At 41.2% G+C, this 20,774-nt stretch carries 19 protein-coding genes and 3 tRNA genes; 12 read left to right on the top strand and 10 right to left on the bottom strand.

From position 1 onward, the window contains the following. Positions 1-288: 288 nt before the first annotated feature. The 3 genes from CDG55_RS13435 (at position 289) to CDG55_RS13425 (ending at position 2,486) form a co-directional block, all read left to right on the top strand. Positions 289-615, top strand: a complete 327-nt coding sequence (locus CDG55_RS13435; RefSeq protein WP_004659291.1) for a pyrimidine/purine nucleoside phosphorylase — start codon at positions 289-291, stop codon at positions 613-615. Between the two features lie 179 nt (positions 616-794). Beyond that, positions 795-1,544 (top strand): 23S rRNA (guanosine(2251)-2'-O)-methyltransferase RlmB, encoded by a 750-nt coding sequence (rlmB, locus tag CDG55_RS13430; protein WP_005162952.1) that lies wholly within the window; start codon positions 795-797, stop codon positions 1,542-1,544. A 30-nt stretch (positions 1,545-1,574) separates the two neighbouring features. Continuing rightward, the gene (locus CDG55_RS13425) at positions 1,575-2,486 is read left to right on the top strand and encodes a DMT family transporter (RefSeq protein ID WP_087536890.1); all 912 of its coding nucleotides are present in this window, start codon (positions 1,575-1,577) and stop codon (positions 2,484-2,486) included. Here the strand turns inward: CDG55_RS13425 and coaE are convergent. From coaE to pilB, 4 genes are read right to left on the bottom strand one after another with little or no spacing between them, the layout of a single operon-like run. Then, positions 2,483-3,088, bottom strand: coding sequence for a dephospho-CoA kinase (gene coaE, locus CDG55_RS13420; protein WP_087536891.1), 606 nt, complete (start codon positions 3,086-3,088; stop codon positions 2,483-2,485). The two genes, CDG55_RS13425 and coaE, sit on opposite strands and share 4 nt — an antisense overlap. Before the next feature lies 1 nt (position 3,089). After that, complete coding sequence (locus CDG55_RS15600; RefSeq protein ID WP_087536892.1) at positions 3,090-3,950, bottom strand: prepilin peptidase; 861 nt, start codon at positions 3,948-3,950, stop codon at positions 3,090-3,092. After that, on the bottom strand, positions 3,950-5,176 hold the full coding sequence (locus CDG55_RS13410) for a type II secretion system F family protein (protein ID WP_087536893.1): 1,227 nt from the start codon (positions 5,174-5,176) through the stop codon (positions 3,950-3,952). The genes CDG55_RS15600 and CDG55_RS13410 overlap by 1 nt, the downstream gene beginning before the upstream one ends. Before the next feature lie 23 nt (positions 5,177-5,199). Continuing rightward, the gene (gene pilB, locus CDG55_RS13405) at positions 5,200-6,915 is read right to left on the bottom strand and encodes a type IV-A pilus assembly ATPase PilB (protein ID WP_087536894.1); all 1,716 of its coding nucleotides are present in this window, start codon (positions 6,913-6,915) and stop codon (positions 5,200-5,202) included. A gap of 342 nt (positions 6,916-7,257) precedes the next feature. On the opposite strand from pilB, the gene tpiA reads away from it, so the two are divergent. The 9 genes from tpiA to CDG55_RS13360 all read left to right on the top strand — a co-directional run bounded on the left by tpiA (position 7,258) and on the right by CDG55_RS13360 (position 14,171). Beyond that, positions 7,258-8,049: a triose-phosphate isomerase gene (gene tpiA / locus CDG55_RS13400; protein ID WP_087536895.1), complete on the top strand. Its 792-nt coding sequence runs from the start codon at positions 7,258-7,260 to the stop codon at positions 8,047-8,049. A 12-nt stretch (positions 8,050-8,061) separates the two neighbouring features. Beyond that, a complete protein-coding gene (gene secG, locus CDG55_RS13395; protein ID WP_005162938.1) occupies positions 8,062-8,391 on the top strand; it encodes a preprotein translocase subunit SecG in 330 nt (109 codons plus the stop codon). A gap of 57 nt (positions 8,392-8,448) precedes the next feature. Further along, positions 8,449-8,533 (top strand) — tRNA-Leu (locus tag CDG55_RS13390). 44 nt (positions 8,534-8,577) lie between these two features. Next, positions 8,578-8,654: transfer RNA gene (locus CDG55_RS13385), tRNA-Met, on the top strand. An 85-nt stretch (positions 8,655-8,739) separates the two neighbouring features. Next, positions 8,740-8,816: transfer RNA gene (locus CDG55_RS13380), tRNA-Met, on the top strand. A gap of 197 nt (positions 8,817-9,013) precedes the next feature. Next, positions 9,014-9,538, top strand: a complete 525-nt coding sequence (gene rimP / locus CDG55_RS13375; RefSeq protein ID WP_087536896.1) for a ribosome maturation factor RimP — start codon at positions 9,014-9,016, stop codon at positions 9,536-9,538. Between the two features lie 37 nt (positions 9,539-9,575). After that, entirely contained in the window at positions 9,576-11,060 is a 1,485-nt protein-coding gene (gene nusA, locus CDG55_RS13370) for a transcription termination factor NusA (protein WP_005218583.1), read from the top strand. A gap of 10 nt (positions 11,061-11,070) precedes the next feature. Beyond that, positions 11,071-13,785 (top strand): translation initiation factor IF-2, encoded by a 2,715-nt coding sequence (gene infB, locus CDG55_RS13365; protein ID WP_087536897.1) that lies wholly within the window; start codon positions 11,071-11,073, stop codon positions 13,783-13,785. After that, positions 13,785-14,171 carry a ribosome-binding factor A gene (locus CDG55_RS13360; RefSeq protein WP_087536898.1) on the top strand — a complete coding sequence of 129 codons (387 nt, stop codon included), beginning with the start codon at positions 13,785-13,787 and terminating at the stop codon, positions 14,169-14,171. The genes infB and CDG55_RS13360 overlap by 1 nt, the downstream gene beginning before the upstream one ends. A gap of 176 nt (positions 14,172-14,347) precedes the next feature. Here the strand turns inward: CDG55_RS13360 and CDG55_RS13355 are convergent, their stop codons facing one another. From CDG55_RS13355 to CDG55_RS13330, 6 genes are read right to left on the bottom strand one after another with little or no spacing between them, the layout of a single operon-like run. Next, complete coding sequence (locus CDG55_RS13355) at positions 14,348-14,728, bottom strand: Na+/H+ antiporter subunit G (protein WP_087536899.1); 381 nt, start codon at positions 14,726-14,728, stop codon at positions 14,348-14,350. Between the two features lie 11 nt (positions 14,729-14,739). Beyond that, a complete protein-coding gene (locus CDG55_RS13350) occupies positions 14,740-15,015 on the bottom strand; it encodes a monovalent cation/H+ antiporter subunit F (protein WP_087536900.1) in 276 nt (91 codons plus the stop codon). Then, entirely contained in the window at positions 15,012-15,539 is a 528-nt protein-coding gene (locus tag CDG55_RS13345) for a Na+/H+ antiporter subunit E (RefSeq protein WP_087536901.1), read from the bottom strand. The genes CDG55_RS13350 and CDG55_RS13345 overlap by 4 nt, the downstream gene beginning before the upstream one ends. Further along, on the bottom strand, positions 15,539-17,350 hold the full coding sequence (locus CDG55_RS13340; RefSeq protein WP_087536902.1) for a monovalent cation/H+ antiporter subunit D: 1,812 nt from the start codon (positions 17,348-17,350) through the stop codon (positions 15,539-15,541). The genes CDG55_RS13345 and CDG55_RS13340 overlap by 1 nt, the downstream gene beginning before the upstream one ends. Further along, on the bottom strand, positions 17,350-17,718 hold the full coding sequence (locus CDG55_RS13335) for a Na+/H+ antiporter subunit C (protein WP_005218581.1): 369 nt from the start codon (positions 17,716-17,718) through the stop codon (positions 17,350-17,352). Before CDG55_RS13335 ends, CDG55_RS13340 begins: the two co-directional genes overlap by 1 nt. A gap of 2 nt (positions 17,719-17,720) precedes the next feature. Continuing rightward, positions 17,721-20,564, bottom strand: coding sequence for a monovalent cation/H+ antiporter subunit A (locus CDG55_RS13330; RefSeq protein ID WP_087536903.1), 2,844 nt, complete (start codon positions 20,562-20,564; stop codon positions 17,721-17,723). Between the last annotated feature and the right edge of the window lie 210 nt (positions 20,565-20,774).

Raw genomic sequence — 20,774 nt, 5'->3', positions numbered from 1 at the left:
CGAACAAGAGGATCAGCGTTGTGTTGATGAAATCATGTTTTATTTCTGGAGTTGTTTTGAATAATTGAGTGATGTAAAGCTCGTCTATCAATTTATAAGATTTTTTCTATTGTAGTTTAGATCGGATGCTTTGATCTAAAAGCGCTTGTGAGTTGAACATAACTTTAGTAGAAAGGCATAAAAATTGCTGTTAAAGCATGATAAAAATGGATTGATTAGTGACGCAGGCACAATTAAACTACGTCCATCATAACCTAATATAAATGCTGCATTATTTGGAGAGTATGCATGAGTTCAGTGCAGTTTGATCATGTTACGGTCATTAAAAAGTCAAATGTATATTTTGGTGGGGCATGTATCAGCCATACTGTACAATTTGAAGATGGTACTAAAAAGACATTAGGTGTGATTTTACCTACTGAACAGGCATTAACTTTTGAAACACATGTGCCAGAACGTATGGAAATCATTTCTGGTGAATGTCGTGTAAAAATTGCAGACAGTACAGAAAGTGAGTTATTCCGTGCAGGTCAGTCTTTTTATGTCCCAGGAAATAGTGTTTTCCACATCGAGACTGATGAAGTGCTTGATTATGTATGTCATTTAGAAGGTTAACTGATCGCTTGCTAAATCGGGTACACTATACCTAAAGAGAATCCTGTAAATTCATTTTGCAGGATTTTTTTATTAAATTCCCTTGTGGAGCTATTCGCTCCTCACCTGTAAAGCTACTTTGCAGGATTTTTTTTTCAAAATCTCCCTTTATAGATCGGGAATACTGCAAGAGGTCGTTCATGGCAAAACCTGAATATTATTATGGCGTTCATTCGGTTGAGTCATTGTTGGAGTTAGAGCCTGAACGCGTTTTGACTTTATTTACCTTAAAAGGTCGTGATGACCAGCGATTACAAAAGATTTTGCAACTTGCCGAACCTTTTGGGATTAGCGTCCAAAAGGCGAGTCGGGATAGTTTGGAAAAGCTTGCAGGCTTACCTTTTCATCAAGGTGTAGTGGCTGCAGTTCGACCACATCCAACCTTAAATGAAAAAGATTTAGACGAATTGATGCAGCAGTCACCAGATGCTTTGTTATTGGCATTAGATCAAGTGACGGATCCGCATAATCTCGGTGCATGTATTCGTACCGCAGCTGCAATGGGCGTGCAGGCCGTGATTGTGCCACGTGATCGTTCAGCTAGTTTAACTCCGACGGCACGTAAAGTTGCAGCAGGTGGGGCGGAAAAAGTTAAGTTTATTCAAGTGACTAACTTAGCTCGAACCTTAGCTCATTTAAAAGAGACCACACATATGCGTGTTATTGGCACAATGCTAGATGAAAAAGCATTGCCAATTCAGCAATGTGACTTTAAGGGTGCAGTTGTCATTGTTATGGGTGCGGAAGACACAGGTTTAAGACCGATTACTCAGTCTCAATGTGATCATACGGTTTATATTCCAATGTCTGGTGATTTACAAAGTTTAAACGTCAGTGTGGCAACAGGCATGGCACTTTATGAGGCATGCCGTCAGCGTAATGCTGTATAGTTCACACAATTATCGTCAATGTAATTAAAAATGACTGCTCGCACGCAAGGCTATCTGTTTGTCTGTATCACCATGTGCATCTGGGGTGGTTTTACCATTCTCTCCCGTTTAAATCTGCACTGGCATGTCAGTGCCTGGGACTTGGTGGCCATGCGTTTTGCGATTGCTTTTATCATTCTCATGCCTGTGCTGGTGTATAAAAAAGATTTGGCATTTCTGTGGCATCCCCGTCCAATTATTTTGGCCTTAACTGGTGGGTTGGCCTACTGTCTAACGGTTTATACTGCTTTTTTACATGCACCAGCAGCGCATGCCGCAATTTTTCTCAATGGTTGTATTCCACTGTGTACTGCCTTAGCTGCTTATTTATTGTTTAGACAACCTTTTGATAAACATACTTGGTTGAGTCTTAGCATTATGTTGAGTGCTCTGGCACTGATGAGCTATCTGATGTTGCATGAGCAGGCTTCTGCCTTTGGTATTGGTGATATTCTCTTTTTCCTGAGTGCAGTTTGGTGGGGCATCTTCACCGTACTGCTAAAACAATGGAAATTATCGGCCTGGCATTCAATGGCAAGTGTGGCCATTTGGTCAGCACTGATTTATTTACCGATCTATATCCTGTTTATTCCGAAACATTTTCAGGAAGCAGAGCCTGTCCATTTGCTGATACAGGGTGTATTTCATGGGGTGTTGGTGGTGATTATTGCAACCCTGACCTATGTGGCCGCCATTGAACGTTTGGGTGCATTTAAAACGGGAAGCATTGTGACCTTAGCGCCATTTATTGCTGCTGTTATTGCTGTGCCATTGTTAAATGAACCCTTAAGCCCAGCGATTATGTGTGGGTTAGTGGGTATGGGGATTGGTGCGTTACAACCGTGGCGCTGGTTTCGTAAAGATGCATTAACCGCCCAGCTATCCCAGCAGAAACAGGATTAATAGCTCTGTTCAGCCCGTTGTAAATAATTCAGGTGTAATGGTTGGAGTTGCTTGTGTAGATGTGCGAGCAAGCCATCGTTCAGCACAATATCATTGGCGAGCTGTTGTTTTTGAGTACGGGACATTTGAGCTGCAATAATCTTTCGTATCTGCTCTTCAGTTTGTCCATCACGCTGGCTAGCGCGTTGTAACTGGGTCTGTTCATCTGCATCAATCAATAGAGTATGTTGGACCAGTTCATGCTGGCTAGTTTCAAAGAGCAGGGGTGAAACCAGAATCACGTAAGGGCTTTCTGCCTGTTGTAACTGCTGGATAATGGATTGGCGAATAGCAGGGTGGGTAATTTGTTCTAGACGGTGACGAGCCTCTGGGAACTGAAAAATATATTCACGTAGTGCGCGGCGGTCTAGATGACCATCTTCCAGTAATACCCAGTCGCCGAATAGCTGTTGAATTTTCTGTAACGCTGGCTGACCTGGTTCAACAATTTCCCTTGCTACAACATCAGCATCAATGACGCGAATACCCTGGGATTCAAACCATTGCGTGGCGGCTGACTTACCACTGCCAATCCCACCCGTAATGCCCAAAATAAAACGCATATTAACCACCTAAATAGACTTTCATAATTTGATCACCCCATAAAAATGCGATCCAGCCTGCAATGGCGATATAGGGTCCAAAGGCAAATGGCTGGTTTTCACCGCGTATTTTCATCAGAATAATGCCAATAATCGCCCCGACAACTGAAGACAGCAGAACTATAAGTGGCAGCATCATAGGTCCCATCCAGGCACCTAGAGCGGCAAGCAACTTAAAGTCACCATATCCCATGCCTTCTTTACCAGTGACCAATTTAAAAAGATAGTAAACCACCCATAAGCATAAAAAACCAATCAAATAACCCCAAATTGCTGAACTGGCAGTTGTGTAGAGTGCAAAACTGTTAATTCCCAAGCCGAGTGCTGCCAATGGCAGTGTGAAGCGGTCAGGAAGGAGTTGTGTATCAAAGTCAATAAAGGTGAGTGTGATCAATACCCATGTAAGGACCAAACCAAAGAGCATCTGAATGGTTGCACCAAATACTGCTACAACGATTAATGAACAAACCATGGTGAGAAGTTCAATCAATGGATAGCGAATACTAATTGGATTCTGGCAAGCACCGCATTTGCCACGAAGTAGAACCCAACTGATGATCGGTATATTTTGATACCAACGGATAGGGGATTGGCACTTTGGACAGGTCGAAGCAGGCTGGCTGAGTGTGAGCTTGGTTGAGTCAATAAATGGCTGCTCTGGATGAAGCAGCATTTGGCATTCCTGATGCCATTCCTGCTCCATCATTTTAGGCGTTCGAAAAATAACAACGTTAAGAAAACTACCAATACAGAGACTCAAAATCCCGACTGCGACGTATAATGCAGTTGGATTTTGGATAAAATAAGAAATGATCTCTAGCATTATACGACAGAACCCATTTGGAAAATTGGGAGATACATTGCAATAACTAGACCACCAACAAGTACACCTAAAATTGCCATAATTAATGGTTCCATCATGGAAGTAAGACCATCGACTGCATTATCAACTTCATTTTCAAAGTGTGTTGCCACTTTGTCTAACATACTATCTAGCGCACCAGATTCTTCACCGATCGCAACCATTTGAATTGCCATAGATGGAAAGCGATTGGAAACACGCATTGCAAATTGTAGTTGTTGACCTGTCGCAACATCTTCACGAATTTTCATGACAGCTTCTTCGTAAATCACATTATTTGTTGCACCTGCTGTAGATTCAAGAGCATCAATCAGTGGTACACCTGCTGCAAAAGTAGTTGCAAGCGTGCGGCTGTAACGCGCAATAATTGCTTTATAAACAAGATCACCGAAAATTGGTGCCTTTAGTGCCATTTTGTCTAAAAGATCGCGAAATTTTTTACTACGCTTTTTTGCCTCAAGGAAAGCGGTAATAATTGCACCAATAACGATGATAAGGATAAACCAATATTTTTGCATCCACTCAGACATATTGACCACCATTTTAGTAAAAGCGGGCAGGTCTGCACCAAAGGAACTAAACAGATCTTGGAAAACAGGCACAACTTTTACCATTAAAATAATCGTGACAATGACAGCAACCACAATCACTGTAATTGGATATTTCATGGCTTTTTTAATTTTTTGTTTAAGCAGTTCACTTTTTTCTTTATATATCGCCACTCGATCCAGCATGGTTTCAAGTGCACCTGATTGCTCTCCTGACTCCACTAAAGAACAAAAAAGGTTGTCAAAATACTGTGGATATTTCTTAAGGGCTCCAGCAAAAGTATTCCCCCCTTCGACTTCACCCTTAATTCCTAAAACCACTTCGCGCATGGCAGGGTTTTCCAAGCCCTCTGCAACAATTTCAAAGCCCTGAACCAGTGGCACCCCTGCTTTCATCATGGTTGCTAATTGACGAGTAAAAATCGTAATATCTAGCGTTGATACTTTTTTCTTCATTAAACCTTCGAGAATGTTTTTGCGTTTTTCTCGAATATTTTTAATGGTAATTCCTTGTTTTCGTAACGTGACTTTGGCTAAAGCCATATTACGTGCAGGTAACTCCCCTTTAATTTTAGCCCCTTTGCGATCTACCCCTTCATAAGCAAAAGTAGGCATCATTTGCGCTTTATTTGCTGCCATGATATTAATCCTTTTTATTGATTTTATTCACTTGTTACGCGGTTAATTTCTTGCAAGGAGGTAATTCCTTGCATTACTTTTTTTAGTCCTGAGCGACGCAGATTATCAAAACCAGCTTTTTCTGAGGCCGCTGCAATTTGTAGTGCATTACCATCTTCCATGATGATTTGAGAGATTGCAGGAGTGACCTTCATCACCTCATAAATACCTACACGTCCTTTGTACCCTTCTCGACATTCCGCACAGCCAATCGGTTGAAAGATCTGTAAATCCGGATTGGCTAAGTCTTGTTCAGTAAATCCAAGTTCAATGAGACTTTGTTTAGGTACATCTACGGGTGCTTTACATTGTGAACATAAGCGTCGTGCTAAACGTTGTGCAATGACAAGATTGACTGAGGTTGCAATATTGAATGAGGGTACCCCCATATTACGCAAACGAGTTAAAGTTTCAGGTGCGCTGTTGGTGTGTAATGTTGACATTACCATATGACCTGTCTGAGCTGCTTTAATTGCAATTTCAGCAGTTTCAAGGTCACGAATCTCACCGACCATGATTACATCTGGATCTTGACGTAGAAAAGCTTTCAGTGCAGCAGAGAAAGTTAACCCCGTTTTGGGATTCACATTGACTTGGTTGATGCCTTCTAAGTTAATTTCAACAGGATCTTCCGCTGTTGAAATATTAGTATCCTCAGTGTTTAGAATATTTAGACCAGTATATAGCGATACGGTTTTACCAGAACCTGTTGGACCTGTAATCAGTAGCATTCCTTGAGGTTTTTCAAGTGCTTCCATGAATAATGCTTTCTGATGATCTTCGTAGCCTAATGCTTCAATCCCGAGCATAGCGCTTGATGGATCCAAAATACGTAGTACTAATTTTTCCCCAAACAGTGTGGGTAAAGAGTTTACACGGAAATCGATGGCTTTGGTTTTTGACAATTTGAGTTTAATACGACCATCTTGAGGCATTCGTTTTTCAGAGATATCCATTTGAGACATTACTTTTAAACGAGAAGCTAAGCGGGTTGCCATTTGTAAAGGAGGTGTAGCGATTTGACGGAGCACACCATCAACACGATAACGCACACGGTACATTTTTTCATAGGGCTCAAAATGTAAATCTGATGCGCCCATGCGAATTGCATCAATTAAAAGCTTATTAATATATTTGACAATTGGGGATTCGTCACCTTGAGGTGATGCATCATCATCTTCTTGAGGTGAATCTTGATTAACATCAATATCTAAGTCGAAGTCCTCACTGTCACCAAAATCGAAACTACTTGAATCACCAAAATGTTGTTCGATTAACTTTTCAAGTTTAGTATGCTCAACAATAATTGGTTCAATATTAAGTTTGGTATTGAAACGAATTGCATCTAATGCATCAATATTGGTTGGATTGCTCGTAGCAACATACAAAATTTGTCCACGTTGTGTTAACGGAACAACACGATGCTTTTGTATGAGTTTATTGTCGGTTAATTCTCGAGGTAATAATCCAACATCGTAAACCGCCAAATCAAAAAGTGGTTCGCCAAATTCTACAGAGATGCTTTCTGCAATGGTAAGTGGAGAAAGACGATGTTGTTCGATTAAATGAGCAACAATATCTTGTTTGGCTTTCTTGGCTGCATCAATTGCATTCTGCATATTTGCAGCAGTCATATGACCATCTTCAACTAAACGTCGAATGAACCCCGAAAACTTTGGAGACGTATGTAATCCTGACATCTGTCCGCCTTACTCACAATATGGTTATAATAGCTATTCTCAAAATTATACTTTTGTTACGTAAAAATACTACTATAGAAAGTGTTGTTTTTTACTTGGTTCATATTGAAAAACTTGAACTGATCGATTTTTTTACAAATAAATTTCAGATTTAGAGAGTAGCCTTCGTTAGAAATAAAGCAAACGATTGTAAAAAATCGACATATATATGTAAAAGGGACGAGAATTTTTAAATCTATTTTTTGTTGGTTGAAACTTAAACTGAAAAGAAAAACTGAATTTTATAAAAATACGTGTAAAATATACAGCATTTTTTATAAATTAGTTGTAGGTGGGCGAAGTATGTCGAATTCGGCGATTACCCCTTGGGTTATTGGCAATTGGAAAATGAATCCAATGCATGCGAGTGCTTTCCAATTAATAGAAGAATTTAAGCAGTTACTACAACAGGACAATATTTCTCCTGAGCAATGTCATATTGGTGTAGCACCCGTGACGATTGCCTTGAGTGGTGTTCATGCTCAGTTAAAAGATGCAACTAGAGCCATTTATACTGTGGCTCAGGATCTTTCTCGTGTGGCAGGTACTGGTGCTTACACAGGTGAGGTAAGTGCGGAGCTATTAAAAGATAGCCAGATTGAATATGTGTTGATTGGACACTCTGAGCGCCGTGAATTGTTTGGTGACAACGTCAATATTTTAAAAGCAAAACTGCAAAATGCATTAAATGCAGGTTTGACTGTGATCTATTGCGTTGGCGAAAGCTTAGAGCAGCGTGAGCAAGGCGCTGCTGAGCAAGTGGTATTACAACAAATTTGTGATATTGCATCCGTCGTTAAAGCTGAACAATGGCAAAATATTGTGATAGCGTATGAGCCGATTTGGGCAATTGGAACAGGGAAGACAGCTTCACCTGCGGATGCTCAAGCAATGCATGCAAAAATACGTGAAGGCTTAAAACAAATTACATCATTCGGTACAAACATGGCTATATTGTATGGCGGTAGTGTCAAAGCCGAGAGTGCTGTTGAGTTGGCCGCATGTCCTGATATTAATGGCGCTTTGGTTGGAGGTGCATCACTCAATGCACAATCTTTTTATCAAATTGCAAAAGCATTTGCTCAAAGCAAATAATAGGAAGTAGAAATGTATAGTTTTATACTCGTTGTACATATCATTTTAGCAATTATGATTATTGGATTGGTTTTAGTGCAACAAGGTAAGGGTGCTGAGGCAGGAGCGTCGTTTGGTGGCGGTGGTGCTGCTACGGTATTTGGTGCCTCGGGAGCGGGTAACTTTTTAACTCGTTTAACTGCAATTTTTACAGCCTTGTTTTTTGCTACGAGTTTAACTTTGGCTGTTTTTGCAAAAAAACAAACAGCTGATGCGTATAGCTTAAAATCTGCTCAAACCACGACCTCTGCACCAGTAACATCGCCTGAAACTTCATCAAACGCACCTAAAACAACTCAATAAGTTGAATTAGCACTTTCCTTTTTATATTTAAAGGAATAGAATGCGTCCCACAAAGCTGCGGTGGTGGTGGAATTGGTAGACACGCTACCTTGAGGTGGTAGTGCTTTCGGGCGTGGGGGTTCAAGTCCCCCCTTCCGCACCAAGCTTAATAACCAGTAAGTTTGGTGTATGCAGTGATGTTGTTGATGCGGGATGGAGCAGTCTGGTAGCTCGTCGGGCTCATAACCCGAAGGTCGTTGGTTCAAATCCAGCTCCCGCTACCATTTGATTAAGGTGCAACTTAATCAAACAAATATAAAAAACTTAAATTGACTTTTTTTTATATTTGTATATAATTTTGCACGTTGATGCGGGATGGAGCAGTCTGGTAGCTCGTCGGGCTCATAACCCGAAGGTCGTTGGTTCAAATCCAGCTCCCGCTACCAAGTTTCTAAAAGAGGCTCACAATAAGGTGGGCCTTTTTGCACAGTGGACTTCGGTTTTCTGTGTAACATAGGGGCGATTTACGCCCTTTTTTATTGGTTGTTTAGCTATCGTGTAGTGTTCGACATCAATTGGTCAAATAGTCGTGCTTCACTATACGGTTAAGATTGATTGGCTCGCATGAGAGCGACGAGAGTAAATGAAATTATCAAATAAATCTCAAGCATTGTATGATCTAATCGCGCCAGCAGTAGCTGCGTGTGGTGTAGATCTATGGGGGATTGAATTCCTACCACAAGGTAAACGTTCTTTATTACGTATTTATATTGATAAAGCAGTTGATGAGAATGTTGAACCTATCTTGAATGAAGATGGCGAAGTTGAACAAGGGCGTGGTATTGGCGTTCAAGATTGTGTTTTAGTAACACAACAAGTGGGTGCAATGCTTGATGTTCATGATCCAATTTCAGGTGAATATGCTTTAGAAGTCTCTTCACCAGGCTGGGATCGTCCATTTTTCCAACTCAATCAATTGCCTGCTTATATTGGGCAACAAGTGGCTTTACGATTAATTGCTGCCGTCGAAAATCGTCGTAAGTTTCAAGCGAAATTACTTTCTGTAGACTTAGAAAATGAAATCATTCAAGTTGAAGTGGAAGGTAAGCATGTGCTTGAAATTGATAGTAATAATATTGATAAAGCAAATTTAATCTATCAAGACTAATATTAACTTAATTTTATAAGAAATCGGTAGGTGACCTATGGGCCGCGAAATTCTTACCGTTGCAGAAACGGTTAGTAATGAAAAAGGTGTTAGTCGTGAGGCGATCTTCCAAGCATTAGAGCAAGCACTTGTTGCAGCAACGAAGAAAAAGTTTTACGAAGGAACCCATTCAGAAGAAGCACAGCTTCGTATTGAGATTGATCGTAAAACAGGTGATTATCGCACTTTCCGTCAGTGGACAGTCGTGGCGGATGAAGATCATGAAATGCCAGCTTGCCAAGATGCAATCTCAGATGTTGATCCATCAAAATGGTCAATCGGTGATGTGCGTGAGCTAGAAGTTGAGTCAATTGAGTTTGGTCGTATTGCTGCTCAAATTGCGAAACAAGTCATTGTACAAAAGATTCGTGAAGCTGAGCGTGCTTTGGTTGCCGATGCCTATGAATCTAAAGTAGGTGAGTTGATTTACGGCGAAGTCAAAAAACAAACCAAAGATGGTTTCATCATTGATCTAGGTGATAACGCTGAAGCTTACTTGGCGCGTGAAGAAACCATTCATAAAGAAATTTTGCGTCCTAAGCAACGTATCAATGCCATTTTATACAGCGTAAACCGCGAAGGTCGTGGCGCGCAATTATTATTATCTCGTGCTCGTCCTGAGATGTTAATTGCATTGATGAAAAAAGAAATTCCAGAAATTTCTGAAGAAATCATTGAAATTAAAGCAGCTGCTCGTCAACCAGGTGTTCGTGCTAAAATTGCAGTGAAAACTAATGACCATCGTATTGACCCTGTAGGTGCATGTATTGGTATGCGTGGTACACGTATTCAAGCAGTACAACAAGAGTTGAACGGTGAGCGTATTGATGTCGTGGTGTGGTCTGATGATCCAGCACAATATATTGCAAGCGCATTAGAGCCAGCTGATGTATCAGGTATTGTGCTAGATGAAGATGCACGTAGTGCAGATATTATCTTCGCAACCAATGATCAGTTAGCACGTGCAATTGGTTCGCAAGGGCAAAATGTTCGTTTAGCATCGGAATTGACGGGTTATAAACTCGACATGATGTTAGAAGAAGAGTATCGTGCTCGTCAGCAAAATGAAGCACAACAGTATTTAGATATGTTTGTTACACGTCTCGATATTGAAGAAGATTTAGCCATGGCATTGGTGGAAATGGGCTTTACTTCATTAGAAGAGATTGCTTATGTTCCAGCTGAAACATTTGATGAAATTGAACTAGATGCAGATTTAGTTGAATTGCTTCAAAGCCGTGCTAAAGAAGCTGCTTTAACTGATGCACTGAAACAGCAAGAAAATATTCAAGAGCCAAGCGCAGAACTTCTCGGTATGGATGGTATGACCACTGAGATTGCTTATGCATTGGCGGCGCGTGGTGTGATTACAATTGATGATTTGGCTGATCAAGCGACTGATGATATTTCGGATATCGAAGGTTTAGGTCATGACAAAGCAGGTCAATTGATCATGAAAGCACGTGAATCATGGTTTAACTAGGAGATAATAGATGACGGACAAGTCGATTCAAGAGTTAGCGCTCAGCGTAGAACGTCCTGTAGAGAAACTCCTAGAGCAGGTTCGCGAAGCAGGTCTACCACAGCGTAAAGCAGATGACATTATTACCGCTGAACAGCAAAATACTTTGGTCAATCATTTGAAAAAAGTACATGGTCAGGACAGTGGTAACACAGGAAAAATTGCGTTGAAACGTAAAACAACCAGTACTGCTAAAGTAACAAGTACTTCGGGTAAAGCAAAAAACATTAATGTTGAAGTTCGCAAGAAACAAGTTTTTGCTAAACCGAATCCAGAATTACTTGCAGCAGAAGCGAAAGCACGTGCAGAAGCAGATGCTAAAGTACGCGCAGAGCAAAATGCACGTGATTTAGCTGTTCAAAATGCACGTGATGTAGCTGAACAAAAAGCCAATGCAACGTTAGAAGCAATGCGTGCAGCACATACTTCTGAGAGTGCTTCACAAGCTCCTGCAAAAACCGCAGTTGTGGTGAAGAAACGGGGTAGCGACAAGGTAATTAAAGCACCTGTTGTCAAGCCAACAGAAACACCTGAACAGAAAAAAGCCCGTGAAGCAGAAGCAGCCAAGTTAAAGGCGACTGAAGAAGCTGTACGCCGTAAAGCTGCGGAAGAAGCACAGAAGCGTACACTGGAGCAAATGCGCCAGATGGCTTCAAAATATTCAAGTGATGATGCAACCACAACCATTCGTGTGATTGATGATTCACCTTTAGCCGCTGGACTTGTTGGTCAGGCATATGAAGATTCTTTCAACAAGGAAGACCGTGAAATCAAGCGTGGTGGTGCGACTGCAAATCCACGTGCAAGCAAGAAAGGTGGCCGAGGTGGTGATGCTCAGGCTGAGCAGAGCTTCAGCAAAAGTCATCATAAGCGCGGTTTGAAAACCAGCCAATCCAACAAGCATGGTTTTGAAAAACCTGTGAAAAAACAGGTTTATGATGTTGAGATTGGTGAGAAGATTATCGTTGCTGATCTTGCACAAAAAATGGCGGTTAAGGTTCGTGAAGTTATTAAGACCCTGATGAAAATGGGTGAACTTGTTACTCAAAACCAAGCGATTGATCAAGATACAGCAGTATTGGTAGTTGAAGAATTGGGTCACAATCCAGTTTTAGTTTCTGATACACAAGCAGAAGACAACTTATTAGTTGCAGCTGAAGAAGCTCGTGGCGAACAAACGACTCGTCCGCCAGTGGTCACAATCATGGGTCACGTTGACCATGGTAAGACATCGTTACTTGATCGCATTCGTCGTTCTAAAGTGGCAGCAGGTGAAGCGGGTGGTATTACCCAGCATATCGGTGCATACCATGTTGAAACTGAGAAAGGCATTATTACTTTCTTAGATACACCAGGACATGCTGCGTTTACATCAATGCGTGCACGTGGTGCGAAAGCGACTGATATCGTGGTACTTGTTGTTGCTGCTGATGATGGTGTGATGCCACAAACAGCGGAAGCAATTGACCATGCGCGTGCTGCGGGTACACCGATTATTGTTGCTATTAACAAGATGGACAAAGAATCTGCTGATGTCGATCGTGTATTAAATGAATTAGCACATAAAGAAATCGTGCCTGAAGAGTGGGGTGGGGATACACCTATCGCTAAAGTTTCAGCACACTCTGGTGCGGGTATCGATGAGTTACTTGATCTCATCTTGATCCAAGCTGAATTGATGGAGCTTAAGGCTTCAGCAGAAGGCGCGGCGCAAGGTGTGGTGATTGAAGCACGTGTTGACAAAGGTCGTGGTGCAGTAACATCAATTCTTGTACAAAATGGTACATTGAACATTGGTGACTTGGTTCTTGCGGGTTCATCTTATGGTCGTGTACGTGCGATGGTTGATGAAAATGGTCAACGTATCACCTCAGCGGGTCCTTCAATTCCAGTTGAAATTTTAGGTTTACCTGATGCACCAATGGCAGGTGATGAAGTTCTTGTCGTGAATGATGAGAAGAAAGCACGTGAAGTTGCAGATGCTCGTTCAGATCGTGAACGTCATAAGCGTCTAGAGCGTGCCAGTGCAATGCGGCTTGAAAACATCATGGCATCTATGGGTAAAAAAGATATTCCTTATGTGAATGTCGTACTCAAAACAGATGTACGTGGTACTTTAGAAGCATTACATGTTGCGCTTGATGAACTTTCTACAGATGAAGTGAAAGTCCGCATCATTGGTTCTGGTGTTGGTGCAATCACTGAGTCAGATGTGACTTTAGCTGAATCTTCAGAAGCAGTATTATTAGGTTTTAACGTTCGTGCAGATAACACGGCTCGTCAAAAATCTGATCAAGATGGCATCGATATTCGTTATTACAGCGTCATCTATCATTTAATTGATGATGTAAAAGCTGCAATGAGCGGTAAGCTTGCACCTGAACATCGTGAAACGATCTTGGGTGTTGCAGAAGTACGTGAAGTCTTCCATTCAAGTAAGTTTGGTGCAGCAGCTGGCTGTATGGTCCTTGAAGGTACATTGCATCGTAATAAACCGATTCGCGTATTACGTGATGATGTGGTTGTATTCCAAGGTGAACTTGAATCTCTTCGTCGTTATAAAGAAGTGGTTGAAGAAGTTCGTGCTGGTATGGAATGTGGCCTTGCAGTCAAAGGTTATAAAGACATCAAAGTTAAAGACAAGATCGAAGTCTATGATGTTCAATTGATTAAACGGAGTCTTTAATGGCGGGTAGCCAACGCTTAAAGCGCATGGCGGATTCAGTACAACGTGAGTTGTCTGAGCTGATCCGTCAAGAGCTTAAAGATCCTCGCTTAGGTGGTCTAGTGACCATCTCTGCGGTGAAAGTCAGTGCAGACATGGGATATGCTGAAGTTTATGTCACTGTGATGGGACGTGAACTTGGTGATGAGCAAAGTGAAGTCGCAAATAAAGAAACTTTAGATGTATTGAATAAAGCTTCTGGTTTCTTGCGTCATGAATTGAGCCGTCGTATCAAGACACGTATTACGCCAAGATTGCGTTTCCATTACGATAAAACGAATGCCTATGGTAACTATATGTTTGGTTTGATCGCGGAAGCTGTGAAGGATCTGCCTGAACAAGGGTAAGACGATAAAGAATAAGTTCTAAAAGAAAGCCACCTTCGGGTGGCTTTCTTTTGTGCTATAGATCATTGTTTAGATTGATATGATTTTTTCTATTAAAATTATATCTTTCAGCGAGTTAATTGGTTTAGGCTTTCTAAAACTTAAAAAAATACATTGAGCTCAATAAAAAGACCAACTTACAGTTGATCTTTCTTTTCTGCATTACGACGATAACGTTGCCACGGTAGCGGACGATTTAAAGCTTCTGGAACATCACCACTGGTTGAACGCAAACGTAAATGAATTGCAGCTTGTGCCATTAAATTTGCAGATACTGGGGCAGTAATAAAGGCAAATAAAGTAATCAATAATTCAGCAAAACCGAAACGACCTTGAGTCGCTCCAAATACCATAGCTGCAATTAAAAAACTCCCCAAGCCTAACGTACTTGATTTAGTCGGTGCATGCAGACGCATAAATAAGTCGGGTAGACGAATCATTCCGATGGAACCTACGAGCATGAAAAATGCACCAAAGATCAAAAAGAACGAAATGATAATCTCAAAAATTATTTGCATAACCACTCTCCTTAATCAATCACATGTCCAGTGGTAAAATAGCGAGCCAGTGCAACAGTTGAAACGAAACCGAGCATCGCCACCAATAGAGCACCTTCAAATACATTGGTACTTGCCCAGTAAATACCTAATACCACAATCAGACATGTTGCATTAAGAAAAAGAGTATCGAGTGCTAACAAGCGATCAACAACAGATGGTCCAATGATCATGCGGGTCAGACAAAGAAACATGGAGATCGTGATCGCCACTAAACTAATTGCAAGTGCATAAGGTAAAATGGTCATTTCGCTGCTCCTTCTGCAATCTTTACATCAAAGATTTCGAGCAAAGGTAGCTCATAACGATTTTTGATGTCTTGAATATCTAATTCAGCATTATCGGTACTGAGTGCATGAACTAAAATATCTCCTCGTTCTTGATCAATCCCTGCGGATACCGTACCTGGCGTCGTTGTAATGATCATTGCGAGTAGCGTATTTACTTGCTCATGTTCAGTTTCTAATGGCACGCGATACCATTTTGGATGCAACTCATCCATTGGTCCAAGCACCATTTTAGCTACACGAAAGTTGGAAATCACAATATCCCATAGCACCACAAAAAAAAGTTTGATTGCAGGTAACCAATGAATATGGGGTGTACGTGCAATAAAAGGACTTACCAAACGTGAAACAAAGATACCTAATAGAATTGCAATAAAAATATCTGTGATTTCCAAATTATGCGACAGCATGAGCCAAGTCACAAAAATTAAAAATGACACAAAGGGGTGGGGAAACCAACGATCAAGCAAAGCACGTTTTTGCATTAGTGTTCCTCCATCGGTTTTAATTGTGTGGCATTTGGAATAGTTGGATTTGACAAAGTTTGCTCAGCAATTTGACGTTGTTTATATTCCGAGATATGTTCGCCTTGTAGCGTCGGTTTTGAGATAACATCTGGAATTAATACCGCATTATGATCCTCAACCTCGCCACCATATTTAGTTTCAGGCAAATATGCTGCATCAAATGGCTGCACGCTAATGGCACGACCTTGACTATCATGTTTTAGAATCGCTTGTTGATAAAGCGCATGATTTTGAATTTGTTGTGCAGTTGAAGTTGTATAACGCTGAATTGGTGCTGCAAATACAACATAACTCATCAAAGCAATCAGTAATACATAGATTGCTTTGTCATTCCGATGAGGAGCTGTATCAGGTAGTGCTTGATAAGCGGTATATGCTGGTTCTTTAGCATTTTCTTCGGGTGGACTAGCACGCCAAAAAAGGATAAAACCAACACGTGTGAATGCGATAATGCTAAGTAAGCTAACAATCAGAATAACAGCAATAATCCAACCCTGATAAGGCGTTTCAGCAGTAGCCTGTAAGATAAAAACTTTACCTAAGAAACCACTAAAAGGGGGTAAACCTGCCATCATGAGTGCAATGGTAAAATAAGTAAAAGCAGCCGCTTTTTCCTGTTTGATTTTCGGTGCAACTTTTAAATGATCTTTGAATGAACCACGTTGCGCAGTTATCCAACCACAAAATAAATAGAATGCAGCCGCAATTAGGGTACTGTGGACTAAATAATACAATGCTGCTGACCATGCTTGGGTATTCAACATGGCAATAGCGATGAGTAATGTTCCAATCGATGACAACACCATAAAGCCAACAAAACGGCGTAAGCGTTCAGCAGCAATTGCACCGATTACACCATAGAATGAAGTAATCAAACCAATCATTAATAAGCAGTTTTTGAAAATACTTTGTGCCATTGCATCATCAAAAACAGTACCATTGACACGTAGAATGGCATAAATACCAACTTTGGTCATAATAGTAAAAATTGCAGCAACGGGTGTGCTTGCAACAGCATAGGTTTTTGGTAGCCAAAAGCCGACAGGAAGCATTGCTGCTTTGATCCCAAATACCACAAACAGTAACAAGCCACCCGCGATTGCAAGTTTATGTTGATCGCTGTCTAAGGTTGGGATAAGGCGACTCACATCAGCCATATTTAAACTACCAACGCTGCCGTAGATCATCCCTAAACCAATCAAAAATAGCGCTGATGCGAGTAAGTTAATCGTGACGTAATGTATGCCTAGCTGGAAACGTGGTCGCCCTTGACCATGTAATAGCAATACATAAGATGCCATTAACAGGATTTCAAAAAACACGAATAAGTTAAATAAGTCACCTGTCAGGAATGCACCCGTTATACCCATTAACAAAAAATGGAACATGGTGTGGAAATAGCGCCCACGTGTATCCCAGTTATCACTTGCATACCAAATGACAGGCACTGCAAGTGCATAAGTCAGCACCAACATGAACGCAGCGAGACGATCGAGAACTAAAACAATTCCAAAAGGAGCAGACCATTCACCAAGTTGATAGACGGTAACTTGACCTGTATTGGCGATCATCAAATAACTGATTGCTGTGATTAAGCCTAGAAGTGCAGAACCTAAGCTAATGCCACGTCGCCAAGGTTGGCGCCAATCCTGTTTTAGAGAACCAGAACCAGGATTGCCTAATAAAAGTAGTAAAAAACTCGTAAATGCTGGAATTAAAATACTTAAAATAGGAGTATGAGCATGCCAAAAATTATTGAAATCAAACATTATGGCTCATCCTCACGTGGGTCATAAGTCACAGTTGCTTCTTCTTTGGAGTCAACATGATCCGTGCCCGATTCATAACGACTGCGTAGTGCAAGCTGTACAATAAAAGCGGTTGTTGCAAAACCAATCACAATCGCAGTGAGTACCAACGCTTGCGGTAACGGATCTGTTACTTTAGTTGTTTCTGTAATGATTGCAGGTGCATTAATTTGAATACGACCGACTGCAAATAAAAATAAATTTACGGCATAACCGATCATGGCCAGACCGAGTACGACAGGAAAGGTTCTGGCACGTAAAATTAAATAGATGCCTGTTGCTGTTAGCAGACCAATTCCCGAAGCGAGCAAAAATTCAATACTAACCATGTTTATTTATCTCCACTTGGAACAGGTCCAGACATACTTGAGTGACGCGAATCACCTAAGACTGAAATTAGCAGCATTGTCGCGCCAACAACGGTCATATAAACCCCGAGATCAAATGACACAGCCGAAGCTAAATGCATTTTTCCAAATAATGGCGGTTCTATATAAATATGTGCTGTTGTTAAGAATGGGCGTGTCCAAAACCAAGCTGCAATACCTGTTAAACCTGCAATTGCTAAACCTGAGCCAATCCAAATCTCATATAAACGACCAGATTTTGCTTTGATCAGTTGTTCGGTTCTATCCTGACCTAAAACAATATATTGAATAATCAGCGCCATTGCCGTGATCAGACCTGCAATGAAGCCCCCCCCCGGATAGTTATGACCACGCATAAAAATGTAGATACTGACGACAAGGGCAAGGGGAAGTACCCATGAGGCTGAAATACGTAACATCAATGGTGAAGGGTTAAAACGATAAGATAAACCTTGTGTCATGGTGGTGCCATGTGCACGCATACCATCCATGAGGCACAGTGCTCCTATTGCTGCAATACCCAATACTGTAATTTCACCGAAGGTATCAAAACCACGGAAATCAACAAGGATAACGTTGACGACGTTTGAACCACCGCCTAATGGGAGGGATTGTTGTAAGAAGAACCATGAGATTGAATTATGTTCTCGCGTTAATATTAGCCATGTAATCCAACCAATACCGATACCACCTGCGATTGCTAAGCTTGCATCTCGCCAACGGCGTGGACGGCTCGATTCGTAAGGGGTCAACTGCGGTAATAGCGATAAGCTCATCAACAATAAAACAGTCGTAACAACGTCAACTGTGATCTGAGTGAGTGCAAGATCTGGTGCAGATAAGGTGACAAACACCATGGTGACGACAAGTCCAACAGCACCACTAATTAAAACAGCTTTAATCCGTTCGTGGTGGAACCACAACATCATCCAACACCCCGAGAACAATGTGAGCCATAAGACCACAGCAATCCATGGAGCATGGGTAAGCTCACGTGTGCCAGTTGTTAATCCCTGATTGAATAAGGGTAAACCCACCATGATGATGCTAAAGAAAACAATCCAAAGAAGATAACTTTGTAGAGAACCTGTTTCAGTCTTTTGTTTGATTTTTCGACTAGTAAGTAAGAGATGCTTCAGGAATGATTCAAATAAAAGTTTGCCTTGGAATTTACCTAAATAAGGGTCTAAGTCAATTTTACGTAAATGCTGATTTTTAATGAGGCTAAAGTAAAATAAACCACCACCCATTAATGCAACTAGACTCATGATTAAAGGTGCATTAATACCGTGCCAAATCGCTAAATGAACACCCTCAAATTCAGGTTGAGCCAAACTCGCGCGCGTTACACTATTCACGACTGTTCCAGCCAATAGTGCAGGCAGAATGCCGACCAGAATACATAATGTCGCTAATATAATCGCAGGTAAGCGCATTCCGAGAGGCGGTTCGTGTGCATCTTTATTAGGAACGTGTTTACCAAGCCCACCATCAAAGAACACGCCATGTACCAAGCGAATAGAATAAGTAACAGCAAAAATACCGGATAAAGTTGCCACGATCGCTGCAATTATCATTACTGGACCTGATAGGTTAGCCAGCAGTTCGGTAAAGAACATCTCTTTGGAAATAAAGCCATTGGTTAGCGGTACACCAGCCATCGAAGCAGCGGTGATCATGGTTAAAGTACCTGTGAACGGAAGAAGTTGCCAGATACCACTGAGCTTACGTAAATCACGTGTTCCTGTTTCATGATCAATAATGCCTGCAATCATGAAAAGAGCAGCTTTGAATGTTGCATGATTAATGATATGAAAGATTGCTGCTGCAACAGCGAGTGGCGAACCGATGCCGAGTAAACAAACAATCAAACCTAAATGGCTGATGGTTGAATAAGCTAAAAGCCCTTTGAGATCTTCTTTAAATATGGCGAAACCCGCTGCCATACATAAAGTGAATAAACCGACGAAAGTTACGATATTGTGGTACAACGCTGCCCCAATAAAGAGTGGCGCTAAGCGGGCTAATAAAAATATACCTGCTTTCACCATCGTTGCTGAATGGAGATAGGCTGAAACAGGCGTAGGTGCTGCCATTGCATTTGGCAACCAAAAGTGAAATGGGAATTGCGCACTTTTGGTAAATGCACCTAGTAAAATGAGCAGTAGAGTGGGAACAAATAATTGATGCTGCTGAATAGACTCTTTCATTAACACCAATTGGTCAATCTGGTAAGTACCTGCCATCTGTCCTAAGAGGACAAAGCCCCCTAGCATTGCCAAACCGCCCATCCCTGTGATCGTGAGTGCCATACGCGCACCACGTTGGGCGGCATCATATTGACTCCAATAGCCCACGAGCAAGAATGAAGAAATACTGGTCAGTTCCCAAAATACCAGTAAGATAATCAAATTGTTGGAAAGTGAAATCCCAAGCATCGCTGCCATGAATAGCATGAGCAACTGATACAGTTTACTGAGTGAGTTTTTGGGGCTGAGATAATAATAGGCATAAATATAAATCAGTGTGCCGATCCCACTAATGAGTAAACCGAACAATAATCCTAATGCATCAAGGCGAAAACTAAGATTGATGCCCAGTTGTGGAAGCCATTCCCAACTCTGTTGCAGGGCATTACCCTGTAAAACCGTTTCAGCTTGGCTAAGCAATAAAATAAAACAACTCAGGCTAATGCCAATTGCTCCAATTGCCGTCACACCCCGTGAAATACGTTGCAATTGTGAGACAAGGGTTGTGCCAAGTATGAGAGGTAATAAAATAATAATCGGTAGCACACTGGTATCCATGTCGATGATTTAGGTCGAGAGAGACCTAATGGTGGATTTTCTTCCAAGACTTAAGGCGTTCAAAGAGAAAGCCAAAGTTTCAAGTCTCGAAACCCAATCAAGTTAACGGAAAGAGCAAGTTGTATTGCACAACTTGAAAGTAAAAAATGAATTTTATTTTACTATAAAAAATCAACAAAAATCTGATGTTATTACATGAAACTAACAACA

This window comes from Acinetobacter sp. WCHA45 (genome assembly GCF_002165255.2).
Taxonomy (GTDB): domain Bacteria; phylum Pseudomonadota; class Gammaproteobacteria; order Pseudomonadales; family Moraxellaceae; genus Acinetobacter.
The sequence above is the reverse complement of the archived record's forward strand: the minus strand, read 5'-3'. Positions and strand labels throughout refer to the sequence as shown.

Coding starts and splice junctions, on each gene's coding strand:
- CDG55_RS13435 (WP_004659291.1), top strand. CDS start 289: ATGAGTTCAGTGCAGTTTGATCATGTTACGGTCATTAAAAAGTCAAAT.
- rlmB (WP_005162952.1), top strand. CDS start 795: ATGGCAAAACCTGAATATTATTATGGCGTTCATTCGGTTGAGTCATTG.
- CDG55_RS13425 (WP_087536890.1), top strand. CDS start 1,575: ATGACTGCTCGCACGCAAGGCTATCTGTTTGTCTGTATCACCATGTGC.
- coaE (WP_087536891.1), bottom strand. CDS start 3,088: ATGCGTTTTATTTTGGGCATTACGGGTGGGATTGGCAGTGGTAAGTCA.
- CDG55_RS15600 (WP_087536892.1), bottom strand. CDS start 3,950: ATGCTAGAGATCATTTCTTATTTTATCCAAAATCCAACTGCATTATAC.
- CDG55_RS13410 (WP_087536893.1), bottom strand. CDS start 5,176: ATGGCAGCAAATAAAGCGCAAATGATGCCTACTTTTGCTTATGAAGGG.
- pilB (WP_087536894.1), bottom strand. CDS start 6,915: ATGTCAGGATTACATACGTCTCCAAAGTTTTCGGGGTTCATTCGACGT.
- tpiA (WP_087536895.1), top strand. CDS start 7,258: ATGTCGAATTCGGCGATTACCCCTTGGGTTATTGGCAATTGGAAAATG.
- secG (WP_005162938.1), top strand. CDS start 8,062: ATGTATAGTTTTATACTCGTTGTACATATCATTTTAGCAATTATGATT.
- rimP (WP_087536896.1), top strand. CDS start 9,014: ATGAAATTATCAAATAAATCTCAAGCATTGTATGATCTAATCGCGCCA.
- nusA (WP_005218583.1), top strand. CDS start 9,576: ATGGGCCGCGAAATTCTTACCGTTGCAGAAACGGTTAGTAATGAAAAA.
- infB (WP_087536897.1), top strand. CDS start 11,071: ATGACGGACAAGTCGATTCAAGAGTTAGCGCTCAGCGTAGAACGTCCT.
- CDG55_RS13360 (WP_087536898.1), top strand. CDS start 13,785: ATGGCGGGTAGCCAACGCTTAAAGCGCATGGCGGATTCAGTACAACGT.
- CDG55_RS13355 (WP_087536899.1), bottom strand. CDS start 14,728: ATGCAAATAATTTTTGAGATTATCATTTCGTTCTTTTTGATCTTTGGT.
- CDG55_RS13350 (WP_087536900.1), bottom strand. CDS start 15,015: ATGACCATTTTACCTTATGCACTTGCAATTAGTTTAGTGGCGATCACG.
- CDG55_RS13345 (WP_087536901.1), bottom strand. CDS start 15,539: ATGCAAAAACGTGCTTTGCTTGATCGTTGGTTTCCCCACCCCTTTGTG.
- CDG55_RS13340 (WP_087536902.1), bottom strand. CDS start 17,350: ATGTTTGATTTCAATAATTTTTGGCATGCTCATACTCCTATTTTAAGT.
- CDG55_RS13335 (WP_005218581.1), bottom strand. CDS start 17,718: ATGGTTAGTATTGAATTTTTGCTCGCTTCGGGAATTGGTCTGCTAACA.
- CDG55_RS13330 (WP_087536903.1), bottom strand. CDS start 20,564: ATGGATACCAGTGTGCTACCGATTATTATTTTATTACCTCTCATACTT.